The sequence below is a fragment of the Kordia zhangzhouensis genome (assembly GCF_001005305.1).
Taxonomy (GTDB): Bacteria; Bacteroidota; Bacteroidia; order Flavobacteriales; family Flavobacteriaceae; genus Kordia; species Kordia zhangzhouensis.
On record NZ_LBMH01000003.1, the window covers coordinates 465,466 to 487,520 of the forward strand.

Below are 22,055 nucleotides of genomic sequence, written 5' to 3' on the forward strand. Positions count from 1 at the left end.
ATGACAGTCCCTTTTTTTATTTATTGCACGTTGAATGTTTATTTCAACTTTTTCTTTACTTCTACTTCTTGGAAAGCTTCTACAATATCACCTTCTTTGATGTCATTGTAATTCTTGATTTGCAATCCACAATCATATCCTTTACTTACTTCTTTAACATCGTCTTTGAAACGCTTTAATGAAGCCAATTCACCTGTGTAAATTACCACACCATCACGAATTAATCGGATATTTGAGTTTCGGTAAATTTTACCATCTGTTACCATACATCCAGCAATCGTTCCAATTTTAGAAATCTTAAATGTTTCTCTAATTTCAGCATTTCCTGTGATTTCTTCTTTTAATTCTGGAGATAACAATCCTTCCATTGCATCTTTCACATCATTGATAGCGTCGTAGATAATTGAATAGGTTCTGATATCGATTTCTTCTTTATCTGCTACCATACGAGCATTTCCAGCAGGACGAACATTAAATCCGATGATAATCGCATCGGAAGCCGTTGCAAGTAATACATCACTTTCTGTAATAGCACCTACTCCTTTGTGAATAATTTTCACTTCAATCTCTTCAGTCGATAACTTTTGGAAAGAGTCTGTTAACGCTTCTACCGAACCATCCACATCACCTTTTAAGATAATATTCAATTCTTGGAAATCTCCAATTTTGATACGTCTTCCAATATCTTTTAGCGTTGTACGTTTTGTTGTTCTTACAGATTGCTCTCTAAGTAATTGTGTACGTTTTGCAGCAATTTGTTTCGCATCTTTTTCATCTTCAAATACATTGAACTTATCACCTGCTTGTGGTGCACCATCCAATCCTAATACCGAAACAGGTGTTGAAGGATTGGCTTTTTTCACTTTTTTACCACGCTCATCAAACATTGCTTTTACTTTTCCGCTATGCTTACCAGCCAATAAGTAATCTCCAATTTTCAACGTTCCACTTTGTACTAAGATTGTCGACACATATCCACGTCCTTTATCAAGAAACGCTTCAACTACAGTACCCACAGCATTCTTATCTGGATTTGCTTTTAACTCTAATAATTCAGCTTCAAGCAATACCTTTTCTAACAATTCACTTACTCCCAAACCAGTTTTAGCCGAGATGTCATGTGATTGAATTTTTCCTCCCCAATCTTCCACTAACAAGTTCATTCCTGCTAGTTTTTCTTTGATTTTTTCAGGATTTGCAGTTGGTCTATCAATTTTATTGATTGCAAAGACAATTGGAACCCCAGCTGCCTGCGCATGACTAATTGCTTCTTTTGTTTGTGGCATCACATCATCATCTGCCGCAATTACGATAATAGCAATGTCTGTAACTTGAGCTCCACGTGCACGCATCGCTGTAAATGCCTCGTGACCTGGTGTATCTAAGAATGTGATTCGTTGTCCACTTTCTAATGTTACCCCATATGCTCCAATATGTTGCGTGATTCCTCCAGACTCGCCTGCAATTACGTTTTCGTTACGAATGTAATCCAGCAACGATGTTTTACCATGGTCAACGTGCCCCATTACTGTTACAATCGGCGCTCTTGGTTTTAAATCTTCTGGCGCATCTTCTTCTTCCTGAATTGCTTCTTCGATTTCAGCAGAAACAAAATCTACCGTAAAGCCAAATTCTTCAGCAACAATTGTTAGCGTATCCGCATCTAAACGTTGATTCATAGTTACCATGATACCTAACATCATACATTTTGATATGATATCATTGATTCTTACATCCATCATGGTCGCCAACTCACCAACCGTTACAAATTCAGTTGCTTTAAGCACTTTGCTTTCTGCTGCTTGTTGTTCAAGATCTTCCTCCGTTTTTTGACGACGAATATCTCGTTTATCTCTACGGTACTTAGCTCCTTTTGACTTACTGCTTTTCCCTTGAAGTTTTTCAAGCGTTTCACGCACTTGTTTTTGTACTTCTTCTTCCGTAGGCTCTACCTTTGCTACAGGTGCTTTGCGATTTGCTCCTCTTCTACTTCCTCCACGGTTTGCACCTTTATTTCCAGCAAATTTATTATTTCCGCTAGACTGGTTTTGATTCTGATTTTGATTTGCTCCGCCTTTAGAAATACGTTTACGCTTACGCTTTTTGTCGTCAGACTCCTTTTTAGAATCCTCCTTTTTCTTTTTTGTTTTATTAAACTGCGTAAGATCAATTTTTTGACCTGTCATTTTTGGCCCAGAAAGTTTTTGGTATTTCGTTTCCAATACTTTCTTTTCTGGCTCGTTAGATTCTTCTTCTTTTACTGGAGCCGAAGTTTCTTTAACAGGTTCAGGTTTTTCTGGTGCTTTTTTAACCACCTCAACCTTTTGCACTTGCTTAGGCTTATTGAACTTAGGTCTATTGGATATGATTTCTACTTTTTCAGCAGGCTTTTCTTGTTTTTCTACTTCCTGAACAGGTTTTTCTGGCGCTTTTTCAACCGCAGGCTTTTCCGCTTCTTTTTCTTTCTTTTCCGACTGTGGAGTTTCTTTTTGAGGGTTTAGATCTATTTTTCCAATCGTCTTCGGTCCAGATAAGTTTGCTTTAGCACGCACAACTTTCTCACGTTCTTCACGTTGACGCTGCGCTTCTTCTTGCTCTTTAACAAGTTGCTCCCTTAATGCCTCTTTCTCTTTTCTTTTTTCTTCTCCTAACTCTTTAGAAGCTACTTTTTTGCTTTTGTCAGTTTGAAAACCTTCCAATAGCACATTGTATATTTCTTTCGATATTTTGGTTGTCGGTCTTTTTTCCACAGCATATCCTTTCTGCGATAAAAAGTCGATTGCTCTATCGATTGAAATGTTTAATTCGCGTAGTACTTTACTAAGCCTTATTTTGTTTTGTTCAGCCATAAGCTATTTTAAATTTTACCCTCTTTTTAAATAAAAAACTGCTTTTTAGTCTTCAAATTCTTCTTTAAGGATTCGTATCACTTCCCCAACAGTTTCTTCTTCCAAATCTGTTTGTTTTACAAGGAAGTCCATTTCCTGATCTAAAACACTTTTAGCAGTATCTAAACCAATTTTCTTAAATTCTTCTATTACCCAAGCTTCAATTTCATCAGAAAACTCTGTAAGCTCTACATCTTCTTCAACTCCTTCACGGTATACATCAATTTCATACCCTGTAAGTTGTCCTGCCAAACGAATATTGAACCCTCCTTTTCCGATTGCTTTTGAAACTTCTTCTGGTTTTAAAAATACTTCTACACGTTTTGCTTCTTCATCAATTTTGAGTGAACTTACTCTTGCTGGACTCAATGCACGTGTGATGTATAGTTGTAAGTTTGTTGTGTAATTGATTACATCAATGTTTTCATTTCCAAGCTCTCTAACAATTCCATGAATACGAGAACCTTTCATTCCTACACACGCTCCTACAGGATCTATTCTATCATCATAAGAATCTACAGCTACTTTTGCTTTTTCACCAGGAATTCTTACTACTTTTTTCACTGTAATTAACCCGTCAAAAACCTCAGGAATTTCTTGTTCAAATAATTTTTCCAAGAATTCTGGAGCCGTTCTTGACATAATAATCATAGGCTTATTTCCTTTAAGCTCTACTCTATCAATAATTCCACGAACATTTTCTCCTTTACGGAAAAAGTCAGAAGGAATTTGGTTTTCCTTAGGCAACACCACTTCATTTCCTTCATCATCCAATAAAATGACTGCTCTATGACGAATGTGATGCACTTCAGCTGTATAAATATCACCTACAAGATCTTTGAATTTCTTGTAAATAGTGGTATTATCATGCTCATGAATTTTAGAAATTAGGTTTTGACGCAATGCTAAGATAGCTCTTCTTCCTAAATCTATCAATTTCACTTCTTCAGACACGTCTTCTCCAACTTCAAAATCTGGCTCTATTTTACGTGCTGCTTTTAATTCTATTTCTTGATTTGGATCTTCCACTTCTCCATCAGCTACTACTATTCGGTTTCTCCAAATTTCTAAATCTCCTTTATCTGGGTTGATGATGATATCAAAATTATCATCTGATCCAAATTTTTTCTTTAATGCATTCCTAAAAACATCTTCCAATATCGCCATTAGCGTTACTCGATCTATAAGCTTGTCGTCTTTAAACTCCGAAAACGACTCAATCAATGCTAGATTCTCCATGACATGTCTTTAATTAAAATGTTACCATAACTTTTGCTTTTACAATATGTTCATAAGGTATTTCCAATTCTTTTTGAACTGTAACTTTACCTTTTCCAACGGGTTTTGGCTCGCGCGCTTTCCATTGCAATTTTATTTTTTCATCATCGGCTTCTACTAAGGTTCCTGAGATTTCCTCTTGACTTGCCGTAACAACTTCTAACTTTCTCCCCACATTTTTTGGGTACTGACGAATGTGCGTAATTCCTTCTGAAATTCCTGCAGAGTACACTTCTAACGAAAAGTCTTCCTCTTCTCTATCTAGATTGTGTTCAATGTGTCGACTTACTTTCATACAGTCATTCAAAGTAACTCCTTTATCACCATCGATAACAATCACAATTTTGTTTCCTGCCTTGATTTCTTTCGATATAAGAAACAACGAAGATTCTTCTTCGAGTATTTCCTTTAGTAATTTTGAAACTTTCTCTTTAAGCATTTTTCAGTATGAAAAGAGGGGACTGCATGTCCCCTCATTTTTTGTCTCTTCTACTTTTAACGGTGCAAATATACACATTTTTTCCAATCTTAAAAACTATTCGCACAAAGGATTTTATTTGTAACTTTAGTTATCATCCTAAAATTCAATTTGTAATGAAAAAAATTCTCCTTCCAACTGATTTCTCCGAACAAGCCGAATATGCATTAAGAGTTGCTGCTTCCTTAGCAAAACAAAATGATGCTACCATTTATTTACTACACATGCTAGAACTTCCTTCACACCTTTTGTCGGGAGATACAAATTTGAATGTTCCTGAGCAATTATTATTCATGAAAATTGCCAATGAACGTTTTGAAAAAACTATTGAACAAGATTTTATGAAAGGTGTAAAAGTTGATATTACAGTCGAAACTCACAAAGCTTTTGACGGAATTACACAGGCAATTCGCCAACATGAAATCGATTTAGTGATTATGGGGTCTAGTGGCGCTTCAGGTTTAAAAGAGATGTTTATTGGCTCAAATACTGAAAAAGTAGTTCGCACTGCCGATGCTCCTGTTCTTGTTATTAAAAACAATATTGAAAATTTTACTGTGTCAAATTTTGTTTTTGCCTCCGATTTTTCAAAGGATCAAAAACTCGTGTTTGAGCAGGCTATTGATTTTGCCAATAGTTTCCATGCAAAACTTCACTTGTTATTTGTCAATACACCAAGTCGCTTTATAACTACTGCTGATGCAGAGAAGAAAATGAATGACTTTATAGCTGATTTTGATGACCTTACTAATTACGAGTTACATATTTACAATGATAATAAGGTAGAAACAGGTATTTTAAATTTTTCGCGTGCTATTGATGCTGATTTAATTGGCATGAGTACTCACGGCCGACAAGGATTGGCTCATTTTTTTAATGGAAGTATTAGCGAAGATTTAGTGAATCACGCTTTGCGACCTGTGATTACTTTTAAAATATAATATTTAAAGACGTTTAAGGTTTCGTAAAAAACACTACAACATGTTGGCCATGATGTTAAACAAACTTGCTTTGGTTTTAAAGTATTTGTTTTCTAGATCTATTGCTTTGATTTTGTTTTCAATCAATTTAGCTTCACGGGAGTTTACTAAGAATAATGAGCTTTCTCCAAGAAAGAATTTACGCTCCTCAGCTTGTAAAAGTACTTCGTAATCTTTAACTAATTCTTCTGTGAGTCTATTTTGCAACTGAAACGATTCTATTTCTTGTGTTATTGCGTTTATTTTGTTTCGTAGAGTTACACGTGTAGAAACTCGTTCAAATTCTACATCTTGAAGCTTTAATTTAGCCAAACGAAGATCTCCTCGTTCTTTTCTCAAAAATAGCGGAAAACGAATATTGAGTCCTGCCTTGTAATTTTGTGTATTGAACGTTCCTACTTCATCTGGTGTTTGTGTTAAGAAATTATATTGCACATCAACCTGAGGCAGTAGATTGTTTTGCTTTAAGCGCCTATTAAGCACTAAACTTTCATATTTAAAATTGAGAGATTGTATTTTAGGATGTGTTTCAATATCAAAAGTAGCATTGTCAAAACCTGACACATTCAGTATGTCATCAATACGGTTGGATGTTGTCAAATCTGGACGCATAGTGTCTTTCAATTCTATAGGTGTATTATTTGTAAGCCACAAAAAATTTGAAAGTTCTAAGGTAGATTTAACATATGTGATGCGCGCCTTTTCTAAATCCAACTTTCGCGTGTTTAACGTCAGTCCTGCTTCTAATGTATCAATAGCAGCTTTATCACCTTCTTTATAGCTTTTTTTGATTCCGTCAAAACGTAATTTTGCATTTGCCAAAAACGACTCATATACTTGTTTATTCCGGTATGATTTAAGCCACGTGAAATAAGTAACAGAGGCTTCATACAAAATTTCATTGACCAATAGTTGTTGATCTGCCTGTGCCTGTTGTGTAAATAGCTTCGCCTGTTTCAGCATTGCCATTCGTTCATTGATTAGCAATCCTCTGGCTAGTGAAACTGAAACACCAGCACTATATAATCCGTCTGTTGGCACAGAAAACTCTGGATTTAGAAACTCTCCAGTATTTTCTTCAAAATTCGCCTTGAGTTCAACACCATACCATGTTGGAATTTTAAAGGTAGCATTAAGTTTATCGTAATATTCTGTTTTCTTGAATTTTTTACGATTGTAATCTACTTCCAATTTAGGATCAAAAGCACCACGCGCTTTCAAAAGCTTTGCTTCACTTTCATTGACCACTAGATTAGCTTGCTTTACGATTGGATGAAATGTTTTTACGTATCCTAAATATTCATCTAACGATAAAACTGAGTCCAACGGATTTTCAACTTGTGCCGCTATGTTTTGACAAAAAAGAAATAAAAGCAACAGTACTATATTCCTCATGATTATTTTTTCTTAGCTGATTTATTAGTTGCATTATTTTCGTCAGGCTGATAGTAATTTGGCGGGAAACTATTAAGTTGTCGCCACAATTCAAACCAAATTTGCACATCATCAAGTAATGCAATCGTTTTAGCTCCAGAACCAACTCGTATTGCCTTTGGCCATTCATGATCTTCTTCATCTGGCGCTAACAATATTCTATATTTACCATTATCACTGATAAAGTTTTCAATTGCTACAACTTTTGCTCCATATGTTCCGTAAGAAACATTGGGCCAACCACTGAATACAATTGCTGGCCAGCCGTCAAATTGTACACGCACTTTTTCCCCAATATGAATTAAAGGCAAATCAATAGGACGAATGTAAGTTTCAACAGCCAATTGATAGTTGGAAGGCATGATACTTACTAATTGTTCACCTTCTTTGAAGGTTTCTCCAATTCCACCTTTAAGCGCTTTATTTATAAACCCATCTTGAGGAGCTGTTATGTAACGCAAATCATTTCGTATTTTATAATTTGTGTACTCATTTTCGAGTTTGGTTACCTGCGCTTCAGTATCGTATTGACTCGATTGCGCAGTATACATATCGCTTTGCGCTTTCGAAATTTTGTCTGCATAACTAGCTTTAGTTCGTGCCAATTCAATTGTAGCGTTGATTAAATCATTTTTATTAGCCAAATATTTGTTTTCCAACGAAATCAATTTTGCTTGAGTTTCCTGAAGCTTTAATCGTTTTTCCTCTACATCTTTTACCGCCTTTAGCCCTTCTTGTTGTAATGTTAAAGTTCGATCGTATTGACGCTGAGCAATATCTTGGTTGATACGTGCAGCTTCAACATCGATACTATCTCCTTTAATTTTGAGTTGCGCTTGAAGCAATTTATTTTGAGCTTGCTCTAATTTTAAGTCACGCTCATTGGCCAACGCAGAAATTTGTCGTTGTAACGCATCTATTTTTCCTTTGTAAGCAGTTACCGAAGAGGATTTTGCTTTGATTTGATTGCCCGTTCTTTCCACCAAACGATCGTCAAAATATTCACTTTTAATTTCTGAAATCTTTAAAATAGTGTCTCCTTTTTTTACAGAATCTCCTTCACGTACAAACCATTGTTCAATACGCCCAGGAATTTGCGATTGAATGGTTTGTGGACGCTGATCTGGTCGTAAAGTTGTTACTTGCCCTTGCCCCGAAATGTTCTGTGTCCACGGAAGAAACAAAACAATGATTCCAATGATAGCAAACGCTAATAAAAACCTATTGAGCTGCTTGTAATATTGCTTGTTAAAAACAAGTTTTCCTGAAGCATACTGCGTAAGTTTTACTTTTTTATTGAGTGTATTATTTGTAATGTTTAGCATGCTGTTCGATTTTTTATTTCACCTTTATCAAGTGTGATTAAACCTCCACAATTTGTTTTCCAACGTGTATTACTACTTACCACAATCAAAGCCCAAGGATTTGACGAATCGGTCAAGAAATCCATAATTCGATTACTTTCATCAACATTAAACTGATCTAATGGATCTTCTAGAATGAGTACTTTGGGGTTTTTTATAATTGCACGTGCCAATACTATTTTTTTAGAAATATTGTACGATATCTGCTTCCCTTCAGGATTTAAAATTGTTTTTAAACCTTTGGGTTGTTCTTTAATGAATTGTGTTAATCCTACTTTTTCTAAAGCCCAAAAAATCTTTTCGTCTGAGACTGCTTCATTACCAAAAGTTAGATTTTCGCGAATAGTTCCTTCAAAAGGAGTTTCTTCAGAAAGTGAAAGACCTAAATGTGATCTGTAGTAATTTAAGTGTACACTTTCCATAGAAAATTTATTAATAAATACACTTCCTGAAGTAGGTTCAACTACTCCTGCAATGATTCTTAACAAACTTGATTTTCCAGAACCGCTTTCACCTTGAATTAAGATTCTACTTTGCGGTTTTATTAACAGAGATATGTCTTTAAGTATTGGTTTTTCTCTATTTTCTACTTCGTAAGATACTCCATCAAGCTCAATTGTTAATTCAGAGCTAAAGTCAGGCGTTTCTCCTTCTTGCATTTCAAGCTCTTTGTCAACAACCTGCCCAAGTTTTTCAATAGAAGTAAGAACATCATAAAAAGATTCCAAACCAACTATCAATTTTTCCACAGAACCAATAACCAATAAAATAATAATTTCGGCTGCCACAAATTGTCCAATGTTCATTTCTTGATTCAGCACCAATGCGCCTCCTATAAGCAGCAAAGATGCTGTAACCAATACTTTAAACGATATCATTTGAATGAACTGCAATACCAAAATACGAAAGTGGCTTTCTCTTGCTTTGAGATACTCCTCAACTAGCGCATCATTTTTCTTCAAAGCCAAACTAGTACTTCCTGATAGCTTAAAACTGACCATTGCACGCGCCACTTCTTGAATCCAATGCGCTACTTTGTATTTGTTTTTAGACTCATCTAAACTTGTTTGCAATCCTTTTCTTGCTGTGTATTTAAAAACAATAAATATTAATGCTAATAACAAAATTCCAAAAATGATAAAGAATGGATGATAAAACGACAATAATATCAATGCAAAGAGAATTTGTAACACTGCTGAAGGCACGTCGATTAAAATCTTAGAAAGTCCTTTTTGAATGGTGAGTGTATCAAAAAATCGATTTGCCAACTCTGGCGGATAATAATTACGAAGCTCATTCATTTTTATTTTAGGAAATCGATAACTTAACTCGAAAGAAGCACGCATAAAAATACGTTGCTGTATGGTTTCTATAATGCGCAATTGCATCAATTGTAGTGCCCCTGAAAATATTACTCCTACCGTTACTAAAATTACTAAGACTATCCACGAAGTTGAAACTTGCGCTCCTTGAATTAAATTGATAATAGATTGTATCCCAAGCGGAAGTGACAACGCCACGATTCCCGCAAAGATGGCATAATAAAAAATTTGTAAAATATCTTTCTTCTCCAATTGAAGCAAGCCAACAAAACGTCGCCAAGGTGATAATTGAGTATTTGCCATTCTTTTTACATTATAAATGTTTGAATTTCATTTAGTAAATATACTGCTAAATCATCAGAAAAGCATTAATTAATATTTACGAACGCAAATATAATAGCAATACTATCATTTTAGCAAATAAAGGTATTAATATTAACATTTTAAATAATTAATAAATTGTTTATCAGATATTTACAACTTAAATATGAATTTATATTTTAACAATTTGAGGAGGCTAGTTTTGACAAAAAGCACCCTTAGCAAAGAAATTTAGAGACTGATGAGTCGTAAAAACAACAAAATCATGCTTAAAAGTGGTAGAAATAAAAAATCCCTCTCCGATTGGAGAGGGATTTTTGTTGGCCTACTAGGGCTCGAACCTAGACTCTTCTGAACCAAAATCAGACGTGTTGCCAGTTACACCATAGGCCATTGCTTTATTGCGGTTGCAAATTTAAAACAAACTTTGAGAAGTCCAAATATTTTTTTTAAATATTTTAAATAAAATGATTCTTAACGTTTTCCAAAAATTTTTAGCTAGTACGCTTTAAATTCTTAAATTCGCCGTTAGTCTTAAAATCAAAAAGCATTGTATGACTTCTCTTAATTTCAAAAAATGGAACATCATCTTAGGATGGACAGTTTTTTTTATAGCATTTATCACTTTTGGTTTAACTGTTGAACCTACAGCAAGCTATTGGGATTGCGCAGAATACATTTCAACTTCCGCAAAGTTACAAGTAGGCCATCCACCAGGAGCTCCTTTTTATCAAATGATGGGAGCCGTATTTGCTACTTTTGCAACTAGTAACGAACAAATTGCCGTGATGGTTAACCTCCTTTCGGTTTTTTCTAGTGCCATTACAATTCTTTTTATGTTCTGGTCATCTACAAATTTGCTTCGAAAAGTGAGTTTGCTTAAAACAAAAGGTAGCCAAGATAAAACTGAACCTATTTTTACAAACGATAAAAAAATAGCGGTTTTAGGTAGTGCTTTTGTAGGTAGTTTGGCATTTACATTCTCTGATAGTTTTTGGTTCAATGCTGTTGAAGCAGAAGTGTATGCCATGGCTGTTTGTTTAATGTCTGTATTATTTTGGATGGCTCTTCGCTGGGCAGACGAAATGCACACACCTAGAGGTGATAGATGGTTGGTCTTAATATCGTTAGTTATTGGACTAGCGTTTGGCGTTCATTTAATGGGATTATTGACTATTCCTGCTTTAGGAATGATTTACTACTTTAAAAATTATAAAGAAACAACTGTTCAAGGCTTTATTCTTGCCAATGTGATTTCTGTTGCAGTATTGTTCTTTGTTTTTAAATTTATACCGCCTACCACACTTAGTATTTTTTGGAAATCAGAAGTGTTTTTCGTGAATACTTTTGGATTACCATTTTATTCTGGATATATCCTTGCTGGTTTATTTTTTGTTGGATTGTTTTACTTTTTAATCAATTATACGCACAAAAAAAATTACAGACTTCTAAATACAATTACACTATGTTTAGCTTTTATTTTAATTGGATTTTCTACTTGGTTGATGATTCCAATTAGAGCCAATTCAGATATAGTTGTAAACGAAAATCAACCTTCAAGCGCCCATTTACTACTTGCGTATTATAATTTAGAGCAGTACCCTGAAACACATGTAGTATACGGCCCAATGTATACAGATATTTATGGTGGACTTGATGAAAAAGAGCCTTATATTGATGATAAACCTCGCTACGAAAAAAGTGAAGCTTTAGATAAATATGTCATTGTAAACCAATGGAAAGGAGCTAAACAGAATTCTGATAGCAGACATCGAGGTTTTTTACCAAGAATGTGGAGTTCTGAACATGCCGTAAACTATATGGAATATAGTGGATTATTAGATTTCGAAATTAAACCTGAATACCGTTCTGATAAACGTATCGTTGAAATAATTAACGATTTTAAAAATAAAGCCAGAAACGGTGAAATTTACGCGGAAGATTTTGAATCATATTTAAAACAAATTCGAGAGTATGTTCATATAAAACCTCCAACATTTGGGCAAAATTTATATTACATGCTAAATTACCAAATGGGGTATATGTATTGGCGATACTTTATGTGGAATTTTGTAGGAAGGCAAGACGACATTCAGGGAAAATTAGACAATCATGGAAACTGGATTAGCGGTATTAATTTTATTGACGAATGGCACTTAGGAGCTTCTCAAGACAATTTACCTTCAGACGTTCTTACTAACAAAGCTCGAAATACGTATTATTTTTTACCTCTCATTTTAGGACTCATTGGATTCACTTTCTTACTATTTCGCGCTCCAAAACAATTTTGGGTACTATTGGTATTCTTCTTATTTACAGGTTTAGCCCTAAAAATATTCTTAAATGAACGACCTTTTGAACCAAGAGAGCGTGACTATGCCTTAGTAGGTTCTTTTTATGTGTTTGCTATTTGGATTGGTTTTGGCGTATATGCGTTATTTGAACAATTGAGAAACTATATCTCCGAAAAATTAGCTGCTCCAATTGTTATTACCATAACTTTATTGGCCGTTCCTGCATTAATGGCGAGTCAAAATTGGGACGATCACGACCGATCTAACCGATACACTGCACAATCTACTGCAAAAGCTTATTTAGATTCCATAGAAGAAGATGCTGGGTCTATGATTTTCACTATTGGTGACAATGACTCTTTTGCACTTTGGTATGCGCAAAGCATTGAAGGTTACCGTACTGATATTAGAACTATTAACACAAGTTTACTTGGCACAGAATGGTACATTGATCAAATGAAGAAAAAAGCATTTGACAGTGAGCCAGTTCCTTCTGAAATGACTCATGACAAGTACAAATATGGAACGCGTAATTACCTGCGTTATGAACGTCATCCTGCTATTCCAGACAGCACTGTGTGGGAATTAGATCGTTTTATGGATTGGGTACTGAGCGACAAAAAAGAAACTAAGTACGGATATTTAATTGATGAAGTATACGAAGTTGATGATAGAAATATCCCTGCAAGCCAGCGAAATATTATATACTATCCTGTAACTAAAATTAAAGTTCCTGTCAACAAAGAAAATGCCGCAAAATATGTAAGTCCAAAAGATCATGATAAAATGGTAGATCACATCATCATTGAACTTCCTAAAACTGCCATCTATAAGAATAATTTAATGATGCTTGATATATTGAACCAAAACGACTGGAAACGTCCTATTTATTTTACAGGAGGTAGTTTTGACAAAGCAGAATATATATGGATGAAAGATTATTTACAACTAGACGGACTTGTTTATAAATTAATTCCAATTGAAACAAAATTGCCGAGCAATTATGACATGGGACGTGTTAATACTGAACTCATGTATGAAAATGTTATGAAGTGGGATTGGGGAAATTCTGGAAGCGATGCTATCTATCATGATCCACAAACTAGACGTCAGAGTATTTCATACAGAACAAACTTAGCAAAACTAGTAGAGCAGCTTGTTGCTGAAGGAAAAAATGACAAAGCAGAAGATATCATAGATCTTGTTTTTGAAAAAATGCCAATCAAATATTTTGGTTATTATATTTTTAATGAACCTTTTATAGACGGATATTTTAAAATAGGACAAACAGAAAAAGCTACTGAAAAGTACAATGAAATTAAAACAAAGTATATAGAATATCTCAACTATTATAAAACATTACCTCTAAGTCAACAAGCAAACGCTATTGAAGATATTTATGGGTATTTAGAAAAGTACAAGAGTTTAACTGAGATTCTTCAAGCAAACGATCAAAAAGAACTTTTTGAAAAAGAAGCTTCAATATTTTTAGGATACACCAAACAATTTCAACCTTTGTTTGGAGATGAAATAGAGTAATTCATTACACATGAAATTCTATACAGCAAAAACTCCCAAATTAGTAAAATGGCTTGCTCCATCACTAATTTGGGAGTTTTCAGTTTCTGAAAAGAGCATCTATTTAACATTTGATGACGGCCCTATTCCCGAAGTTACACCTTGGGTTATCGAGCAGCTTTCAAAAGTTAATGCAAAAGCTACTTTTTTCTGTATTGGTGACAATGTAGAGAAATACCCTGAAATTTTTAAGCAATTGATACGTGAAGGACATGCAATCGGAAATCATACACAACACCATGTAAACGGATGGAGAACATCAAACACCTCTTACATTCAAAATGTTGACAAAGCAGAGAAAACTTTTTCTAATCTTATTGATAGCAAAAAAAACTCTAAACCATATCTATTTCGTCCTCCTTACGGGAAAATAACACCTTCCCAAATAAAGCGTCTAACAAAATTAGATTACAAAATTATCATGTGGGATGTACTCAGTGCAGATTTTGACACAACAATCAATTCTGAAAAGTGTTTAGAAAATGTTATAAAGAATACAAAGAAAGGTAGTATTGTTGTATTTCATGACAGCCTAAAAGCTTTTGAAAAATTACAGTTTACACTCCCAAAAGTGTTACAGCATTTTAACAAACTAGGCTACGAGTTCAAAAAAATTACAATTTAGTAATGCTCTGAAATCAACCCTATAAGTGTATTAGCGTCTTGCTCGCCACTTTGCCTCCACACCATTTCTCCATTTTTATAAATCATCAATGTAGGCAAGCCTTTAACGCGTAATGCTTCAGCTAATTCCCTATTTTTATCCACATCAATTTTTATGACCTTAGCACTATCTCCCACAGCTGCTGCAACATCACGAAGCACAGCATGCATAAACTTGGATTGATCATTCCACTCTGCATAAAAGTCTAACAGTATTGGAATATCTGCACTAATTAATTCACCAAATTTTGACATAAGCGAATGTTTTTGTTTTACAGAATTGATTCATTTTTAACCTTAAAAATGTCAATTCACTATTACAAATGTACTATTTTCTGGCAATTATGCTATATTCTTGCGTTTTTTCAACTCTATTACAGTAATTTCTGGCCAAATTCCAACTCTTCCTGGAAATGCCAACACACCAAATCCGCGATTAACATGCAGGTATTTCCCAGCTTCTTCATACAAACCAGCCCAACGAGGATATCTATATTTTACAGGGCTCCATTTTAAATTTAAAAAAGGAATTTCAATCCCAAACTGCATTCCATGAGTATGTCCTGAAAGAGTTAATTGAATCTTTTTATCAAAATTGATAATATTAGATTCATCAACAACATCACTTGACTTAATAATTTCCTTGCCCTCTTTGTTTTTAGGGAGTTCCATTTTTGTATAGTCAAAATGTGAAGGATCGTGCGATAATAAAATGGTGAATTCTCCATTTTGAAGGCTTTCTGTAGCTTTTTTTAAACTACCTCGTTTAGGAAAATGACGTGAAGCGCCCCAATTTTCAACCCCAACAATATTCAATTTCTCATCTTCACGCTGTATCGTTCTACTTTCATTCAATAACAAATCAAAACCTATATCAGTATGGACTTTTTGAATTTTTGATTGATTATCAATAATTTCTTGTTTAGTTTCATATGCATAGTATCCGTAATCATGATTCCCCAGCACAGAATACAGTCCATCACGAGCTCTTAATCGCTTAAATGTATCAATCCAAGGATGCATTTCTTCTGCTACAGCATTTACAATATCACCCGTAAATACTATCACATCACTTTCTTGTTCATTGATTAAATCTACAGCGTATTCAATCTTTGCTTTGTTATCAAAACTTCCTGAATGTATATCTGAAATTTGCGTAAGCTTGTAACCATCAAAAGCTTCTGGTAAGTCATCAAAAAACATCGTATGTTTAATCACTCTAAAATCATACCTTCCTTTAAAGACTCCATATAAAAACCCAGCAAAAGGAATAGCAGCAATCCCTAAAGCCAACTGACTTATAAACTTTCGCCTACCAGGAATAGCTTCACTCACTGTCACACCGCTGTATTGAAAATAATTAAATAGTGAAGTGAAAAAACGAAAAATATCTTCTATAAACAGAATCGCCAATACAAACAATTTTGGTACTGTTAGTGTAAGTAACAAAGCAATCGCATATCCTGTACTCAAACTAAAACGACCTTCTCGCTGCACAGCATTCATCTGATAGAAAAAAATACCATATACAATTACTGTAAATACCCAAAAACCAACTAACAACAGTTTACTGTTGGTCAACGTACGAATTGCAAAAAATGTATATAATTCTAGAATAAAAACTAAAATGATGGGAATAAGGAACCGTATCATTGATTAAATTTTAACAAATTTAAACGTTCTTACTAAATAGGTTTAAGGTTTTACAGCAACTTTAACATTCGCCTACTTTTAAATACCTCTCAAATTCACGTTAGGAATGAAATGAATATAAAAATAGCTTCGGTTTGAGTGATAAGTTTTGTAGTTTTATCATCTTCAACATAAATTATCATGGCAGCCCAAAAACGATTATTTTTATTAGATGCATACGCACTTATTTTTAGAGGATATTACGCTTTTATCAAAAATCCAAGAATTAATTCCAAAGGCTTAGACACTTCAGCTATTATGGGTTTTATGAATTCGTTACTCGATGTTATAAAGCGTGAACGACCTGACCATTTGGCTGTTTGCTTTGATAAAGGAGGAAGTGTAGATCGTGTAGAAGCTTTTCCAGAATATAAAGCAAATCGTCAAGAAACGCCAGAACCTATCAAATTGGCAATTCCATATATAGAAAATATTTTGAAAGCGATGCATATTCCTGTAATCGTAAAAGAAGGATACGAAGCCGATGATATTATTGGTACTCTTTCTGTACAAGCAGAAAAACAAGGGTATCAAACCTTTATGGTAACACCCGATAAGGATTTTGCGCAATTGGTAACCGAAAACGTATTTATTTATAGACCGCGATTTGGTGGTGGTTACGAAACTTGGGGAATCCCTGAAGTACAAGAAAAATTTGGCGTAGAGCGCCCTGAACAAGTAATTGATTTCTTAGGAATGATGGGAGATTCTGTTGATAATATCCCTGGATTACCTGGTGTTGGAGAAAAAACAGCTAAAAAATTCTTAGCCCAATTTGGTAGTCTAGAAGGGTTACTTGCCAATACAGACCAATTAAAAGGAAAAATGAAAGAAAAGGTAGAAGCCAGTGCTGAATTAGGACTTCTATCAAAGCAATTAGCAAAGATTATGCTAGATGTTCCTGTAGAATTTCATGAAGAAGATTTTGAATTGTCGAAACCTGATCTCGATAAAGTTAAAGAATTATTTGAAGAGCTAGAATTCAGACGACTCAAAGATAATTTTATAAAAACATTTGCAGAAACTGATTCTGAAATTACAGAAACTCCTACTGTCAAAACAAGCAAACCTTCCAATAAAGCAAATGCTGACGGACAATTTGACCTGTTTGCTGCACCTGGAAGCGGGAACGCAAGCAAAGAAACTGCGAGTACTGGTTATCAAACAATTCAAACCACTGATCATTTTTATCAACTCGCAAATACGCCAATGTCTCGACGCATACTACTTCAAAAAATGCTGAAACAGCCTAGTGTTTGCTTTGATACTGAAACCACAGGATTAAAAGCATTAGAAGTAGAATTGGTCGGAATCGCTTTTTCTTGGGAAAAAGGAAAAGGCTATTATGTTTCTTTCCCAGAAGATCAAATAGCAGCAAAGGAGATTTTAGAAGAATTCCGTCCATTTTTTGAAAGTACTACCATTGAAAAAGTAGGGCAAAATCTTAAATACGATATCAAGGTGTTATCTAATTACCAGATGCCTGTAAAAGGCCCTATTTTTGACACAATGATTGCGCATTACCTGATTAATCCTGATATGCGTCACAATATGGATGTATTATCTGAAACCTATTTGAACTATCAACCTGTTTCGATAGTAGATTTGATTGGGAAGAAAGGAAAAAATCAATTATCAATGCGTGAAGTTTCACTCGATCAACAAACAGAATACGCTGTTGAAGATGCGGATATTACTTATCAGCTAAAAGAACATTTCATCAAAGAATTAGAAAGTGGAAACCTTACCAACCTTTTTTCAGAAGTTGAAGTACCGTTAGTAAGTGTACTCTCAGCAATGGAAATAGAAGGAATCAATTTAGATAAAGACTTTTTAGCAAAACTTTCCAAAGAATTGACTGTAGATATTGACCGTTTAGAGAAAGGTATTTATGAGCAAGCTGGCGAAGAATTCAATATCGGTTCCCCAAAACAATTAGGACCTATTCTTTTTGATAAGTTAAAATTGGTTGACAAACCTAAAAAAACTAAAACTGGACAATATTCTACCGCTGAAGATGTATTGTCATACCTGGCGAAAGAACATCAAATTGTTACTGATATTCTAGAGTGGCGACAGTATAAAAAATTACAGAGTACCTATGTAGATGCGCTACCAAGTGAAGTCAACACTAAAACGAATCGTATTCACACTGTGTATGCACAAGCTGTAGCTGCAACAGGACGATTAAGTTCAAACAATCCAAACCTTCAAAATATTCCTATTAGGACAGAACGTGGTCGCGAAGTGCGTAAAGCATTCATTCCTAGAGATGAAAATTATGTCATATTAGCCGCCGATTATTCTCAAATTGAACTTCGAATTATAGCTGCTTTAAGCAAAGAAGATACTATGATTGAAGCATTCAAAAATGGAGAAGACATTCACGCTTCTACCGCTTCAAGAGTATTTAATGTAGCTATAGAAAATGTAACTCGTGAGCAACGTAGCAATGCCAAAACGGTAAACTTCGGAATTATTTATGGTGTGTCTGCTTTCGGATTGAGTAACCAAACCACTTTATCACGAAGTGAAGCCAAAGAATTGATTGATACTTATTACGAAACCTATCCAAAACTCAAAGCCTTTATTTCCAATCAAATTGCCTTTGCTAGGGAACATGGCTATGTTGAAACCGTATTAGGAAGACGCCGTTATTTAAAAGATATCAACTCTAGAAACGCTATTGTACGTGGTGCAGCCGAGCGAAATGCTGTAAATGCACCGATACAAGGAAGTGCCGCAGATATCATTAAACTAGCAATGATTAACATTCACAAACGCTTTTTAACAGAAGGTTTTCAATCAAAAATGCTACTTCAAGTGCATGACGAATTGGTGTTTGATGCACATAAAGACGAACTTGAAACCATCAAACCAATCATCAAAGCAGAAATGGAAAATGCTTTTAAAATGAGCGTTCCATTAGATGTAGAAATTGGCGTAGGACAAAATTGGTTGGAAGCACATTAAAATTATAAATGTCATTCCCGCCTCCGCAGGAATGACAAAAAATTTATCCTTAATTTCATAAACAATAAGCAACAAAGGGAGCTTTATGCATTTAAACCAACAAGCATTTGGAAAGCTACAACACAAAACGATATGTAAACTTCATCAAAAAGATATTTTCTGGTTGTTGCCCTAGAATTTGATTGTCTAAACTGCGTAATAAATGATCGCGTGTGTTGCCAAAACCAGTCGTTCCTTGCGACCAAACTAAGAACAATTCTGAGCCAGGAATATATTCCCAACGCAATACCAAATTTGAACGAAACTGCACAAAAGCAAAGTCTGGATTTCCGATGGAATACTCTACACTTCCATTGGCTCCTTCATCGACAAGATACGAATCGGAAGCTGCATCAAAGGAAATTTCATTAGGTTGATATTGATAGAAACGATCATACAAATTGTCAGCAATTGAATTGGTTACATATTTAAAATCTGTATAACGACCTACCGACACAAACGGTTGACCATAATACTGAATAGATAAGTTAGGGTTAATTGTATAATTAAAACGAATAGAAGCACTCAACGTTTGATTGTCAATCGTTCCTAAAATATAACGTGGAGTTCCATTATTACTGACTTCGGTAATGTACTGAGTTTTATTCGGGTTATAATTATAGTTTGGACTAATAGAAATGCGCATTGCATCGGTTGGTTGATAAGTAACATCTCCACTAACTTCTATAAATGTAAAATTGTTTTGCTTGGCTTTTGAATAAACCATTCCCCAGCTTGTACGCAGTTTTTTTCGTTCATCCGTTCCGAAGAATGCATATCCATAATTTTCCTCAGAATAGCGCCAACGAGGTCCGCCACGCAAAAAGGTATTGATATAAATTCGTGGTTTGTGTGCTCCACCAAAATCAATCCACCAGTTATTTTGAAACTGCATGTTTCCATTTACTTCATATTGAACTCGGTTAAAGTTTCCTTCAAAATCATACGTAGTAAATTGAGAGAAGCGTCCGGAAATTCTTCTAAATTTCCCCACTGATTTAGTTGTTTGATACCCAATATTTACAAATTGACGTATTTCATCCGCTTGTCGCAGAAAACCGATATCATTGAGTTCCAACTCAGGCGAGCGCCATATAACTCCGGTATCATACCTCCAATTTCCACCTCCTGCTTTTCCAAATTCTAATCTTCCTCCTGTTCCTGTTAACGAAGTTCTATTAGGATTAACATTTACATGTCCTGCATCTACACGTTGAAATAAATGCGTTAACGAATTTTGAGTATTTGCAATAGCTTCTTTACTTCCTTCTATGTGACTTGCTACCACATTCCCTTCTGCATAAAAAGTACGGTCTTTCCAATTATGTCTAAAATCTAGCCCTCCAGTATAGGCTGCTCTATGCAAAAAATCTAAATGATTTTCAAGTCTTCGATTTGTCGCTGTAAAAATTCCTCCAATAAATGTATTTCGCTTATTAAAATCCTTTTGCAAACGCCCTACAAAATAGTTTGTTAATGGCTCTACCAGTTCTTTTCTTCGTGTTCCATTGTTATCAATTTCGGCAAATTCTCGCCCAGTTACACTTTCTAAAACACCTATTGACCAACCATTTTTAGTTTTACCACTAAACTTCGCCGCTCCAATGATTGTCGAATTTTGTGGTTGATCTACATATTCTTGTGAAGTTGTATTTGGAAAACCTTGTGGATTTCGTCCAATTCTCCTAGAATAGAATACATTGTCTTGTCCATTTGCAAATCGATAATCAAAAATATTTTTGTTCTCGACAAAAAATGGACGTTGTTCACGGAAAAATATTTGAAAACCATCCAAAGCAATTGCCGCAGGATCTGCCTCTACTTGTCCAAAATCTGGATTGATGGTAAAATCTAATGTTAAATCGTTAGTTACTCCTATTTTCCCATCTATACCTCCATTCAAAGTAAAATCATCTCCATCTCGAAAAGGATTTCCTGTTTCTTCGGGATACGTGTCTAATTTTGTCACTACATACGGTTGTATTTCTACTTGTTTTTGCGGTTTAATATTCTTTAAACCATGCAACTCACCAAATTCACTCACCCAACCTGGAGCATCTAATGGAATGCGCTGCCATGTAGAACGCTCTTCTTTTCTAAAAAAGCGTCGCTGTACTTGTAGTCCCCAAACTTGTTCTTCACTTTTTCCAAAGCGCAACTGACTGAATGGAATTTTCATTTCGGCAGTCCAACCTTCGCTATCTACATTTGTTTTGGTGTACCAAATTGGATTCCAACTTCCGTCCCAATTATTCCCGTTGTTCGAAATAAACTCATCTCCTTTTACACCTGCTGCTGTAACCGTAAATGAAAACCCAGTACGAAGATCATGATAGCTATCAATGTTGATTTCTACCCAATCACCATCAAAACCATCACGTCGAGACAAACGTTTAACAATTTTTTCCGGATCTTTATCAATGGCACGCACGGCAACATATAAATACTTTGCATCGTACATAATTTTGAACTTCGTTTGCTCTGTAGGCGGCGTATTTTCATCTGGTCGATTTTCAATAAAGTCGCTTGCCCATTCAACAGAATTCCAGCTCTCATCATCTAAGATACCGTCAATTTTTGGTGCTTCTCCCTTCACACTATTGGTTGTGTAAATTCTTTTAGGGATGTTGGCTTTTTTTTCTTGAGATATTCCCAAATAGGGAATACAAAAAAGTCCTAAACAGACTATTAGGAAAGATTTCATTAAGTGTATTTTGATTGATTGATGATGATAAAAGTATAAAACCCTGT

13 protein-coding genes and 1 tRNA gene are annotated in these 22,055 nt (G+C 34.8%); 4 read left to right on the forward strand and 10 right to left on the reverse strand.

Annotation, left to right across the window (positions count from 1 at the left end; genetic code table 11):
- Window positions 1-38: 38 nt before the first annotated feature.
- Genes infB through rimP form a run of 3 tightly spaced genes read right to left on the reverse strand, consistent with a single transcriptional unit; the run spans window position 39 to window position 4,605 of the window.
- Entirely contained in the window at window positions 39-2,849 is a 2,811-nt protein-coding gene (gene infB / locus AA088_RS05445) for a translation initiation factor IF-2 (protein ID WP_046743927.1), read from the reverse strand.
- Window positions 2,850-2,894: 45 nt separating this feature from the next.
- Window positions 2,895-4,127: a transcription termination factor NusA gene (gene nusA / locus AA088_RS05450; protein WP_046743928.1), complete on the reverse strand. Its 1,233-nt coding sequence runs from the start codon at window positions 4,125-4,127 to the stop codon at window positions 2,895-2,897.
- A 13-nt stretch (window positions 4,128-4,140) separates the two neighbouring features.
- Entirely contained in the window at window positions 4,141-4,605 is a 465-nt protein-coding gene (rimP, locus tag AA088_RS05455; RefSeq protein WP_046743929.1) for a ribosome assembly cofactor RimP, read from the reverse strand.
- A gap of 155 nt (window positions 4,606-4,760) precedes the next feature.
- Between rimP and AA088_RS05460 the strand changes: the two genes are divergently transcribed.
- Window positions 4,761-5,585 carry a universal stress protein gene (locus AA088_RS05460; protein WP_046744161.1) on the forward strand — a complete coding sequence of 275 codons (825 nt, stop codon included), beginning with the start codon at window positions 4,761-4,763 and terminating at the stop codon, window positions 5,583-5,585.
- A 33-nt stretch (window positions 5,586-5,618) separates the two neighbouring features.
- Here the strand turns inward: AA088_RS05460 and AA088_RS05465 are convergent, their stop codons facing one another.
- The 4 genes from AA088_RS05465 to AA088_RS05480 form a co-directional block, all read right to left on the reverse strand.
- The gene (locus AA088_RS05465) at window positions 5,619-7,019 is read right to left on the reverse strand and encodes a TolC family protein (RefSeq protein ID WP_174442399.1); all 1,401 of its coding nucleotides are present in this window, start codon (window positions 7,017-7,019) and stop codon (window positions 5,619-5,621) included.
- A gap of 2 nt (window positions 7,020-7,021) precedes the next feature.
- The gene (locus AA088_RS05470; protein WP_046743931.1) at window positions 7,022-8,383 is read right to left on the reverse strand and encodes an HlyD family secretion protein; all 1,362 of its coding nucleotides are present in this window, start codon (window positions 8,381-8,383) and stop codon (window positions 7,022-7,024) included.
- The gene (locus AA088_RS05475; protein WP_046743932.1) at window positions 8,377-10,047 is read right to left on the reverse strand and encodes a peptidase domain-containing ABC transporter; all 1,671 of its coding nucleotides are present in this window, start codon (window positions 10,045-10,047) and stop codon (window positions 8,377-8,379) included. The genes AA088_RS05470 and AA088_RS05475 overlap by 7 nt, the downstream gene beginning before the upstream one ends.
- A gap of 338 nt (window positions 10,048-10,385) precedes the next feature.
- Window positions 10,386-10,458: transfer RNA gene (locus AA088_RS05480), tRNA-Gln, on the reverse strand.
- A gap of 161 nt (window positions 10,459-10,619) precedes the next feature.
- Between AA088_RS05480 and AA088_RS05485 the strand changes: the two genes are divergently transcribed.
- Together AA088_RS05485 and AA088_RS05490 are read left to right on the forward strand one after the other, a co-directional pair.
- Window positions 10,620-13,898 (forward strand): DUF2723 domain-containing protein, encoded by a 3,279-nt coding sequence (locus tag AA088_RS05485; protein WP_046743933.1) that lies wholly within the window; start codon window positions 10,620-10,622, stop codon window positions 13,896-13,898.
- Window positions 13,899-13,908: 10 nt separating this feature from the next.
- Complete coding sequence (locus tag AA088_RS05490) at window positions 13,909-14,562, forward strand: polysaccharide deacetylase family protein (protein ID WP_046743934.1); 654 nt, start codon at window positions 13,909-13,911, stop codon at window positions 14,560-14,562.
- Here the strand turns inward: AA088_RS05490 and AA088_RS05495 are convergent.
- Both AA088_RS05495 and AA088_RS05500 read right to left on the reverse strand, forming a co-directional pair.
- A complete protein-coding gene (locus AA088_RS05495; RefSeq protein ID WP_046743935.1) occupies window positions 14,559-14,855 on the reverse strand; it encodes a thioredoxin family protein in 297 nt (98 codons plus the stop codon). The two genes, AA088_RS05490 and AA088_RS05495, sit on opposite strands and share 4 nt — an antisense overlap.
- Window positions 14,856-14,942: 87 nt before the next feature.
- Window positions 14,943-16,253 (reverse strand): metallophosphoesterase, encoded by a 1,311-nt coding sequence (locus AA088_RS05500; protein ID WP_046743936.1) that lies wholly within the window; start codon window positions 16,251-16,253, stop codon window positions 14,943-14,945.
- A 180-nt stretch (window positions 16,254-16,433) separates the two neighbouring features.
- On the opposite strand from AA088_RS05500, the gene polA reads away from it, so the two are divergent.
- Window positions 16,434-19,265, forward strand: coding sequence for a DNA polymerase I (polA, locus tag AA088_RS05505; protein WP_046743937.1), 2,832 nt, complete (start codon window positions 16,434-16,436; stop codon window positions 19,263-19,265).
- A gap of 115 nt (window positions 19,266-19,380) precedes the next feature.
- Here the strand turns inward: polA and AA088_RS05510 are convergent, their stop codons facing one another.
- The gene (locus AA088_RS05510) at window positions 19,381-22,008 is read right to left on the reverse strand and encodes a DUF5916 domain-containing protein (protein ID WP_046743938.1); all 2,628 of its coding nucleotides are present in this window, start codon (window positions 22,006-22,008) and stop codon (window positions 19,381-19,383) included.
- Window positions 22,009-22,055: the final 47 nt, after the last annotated feature.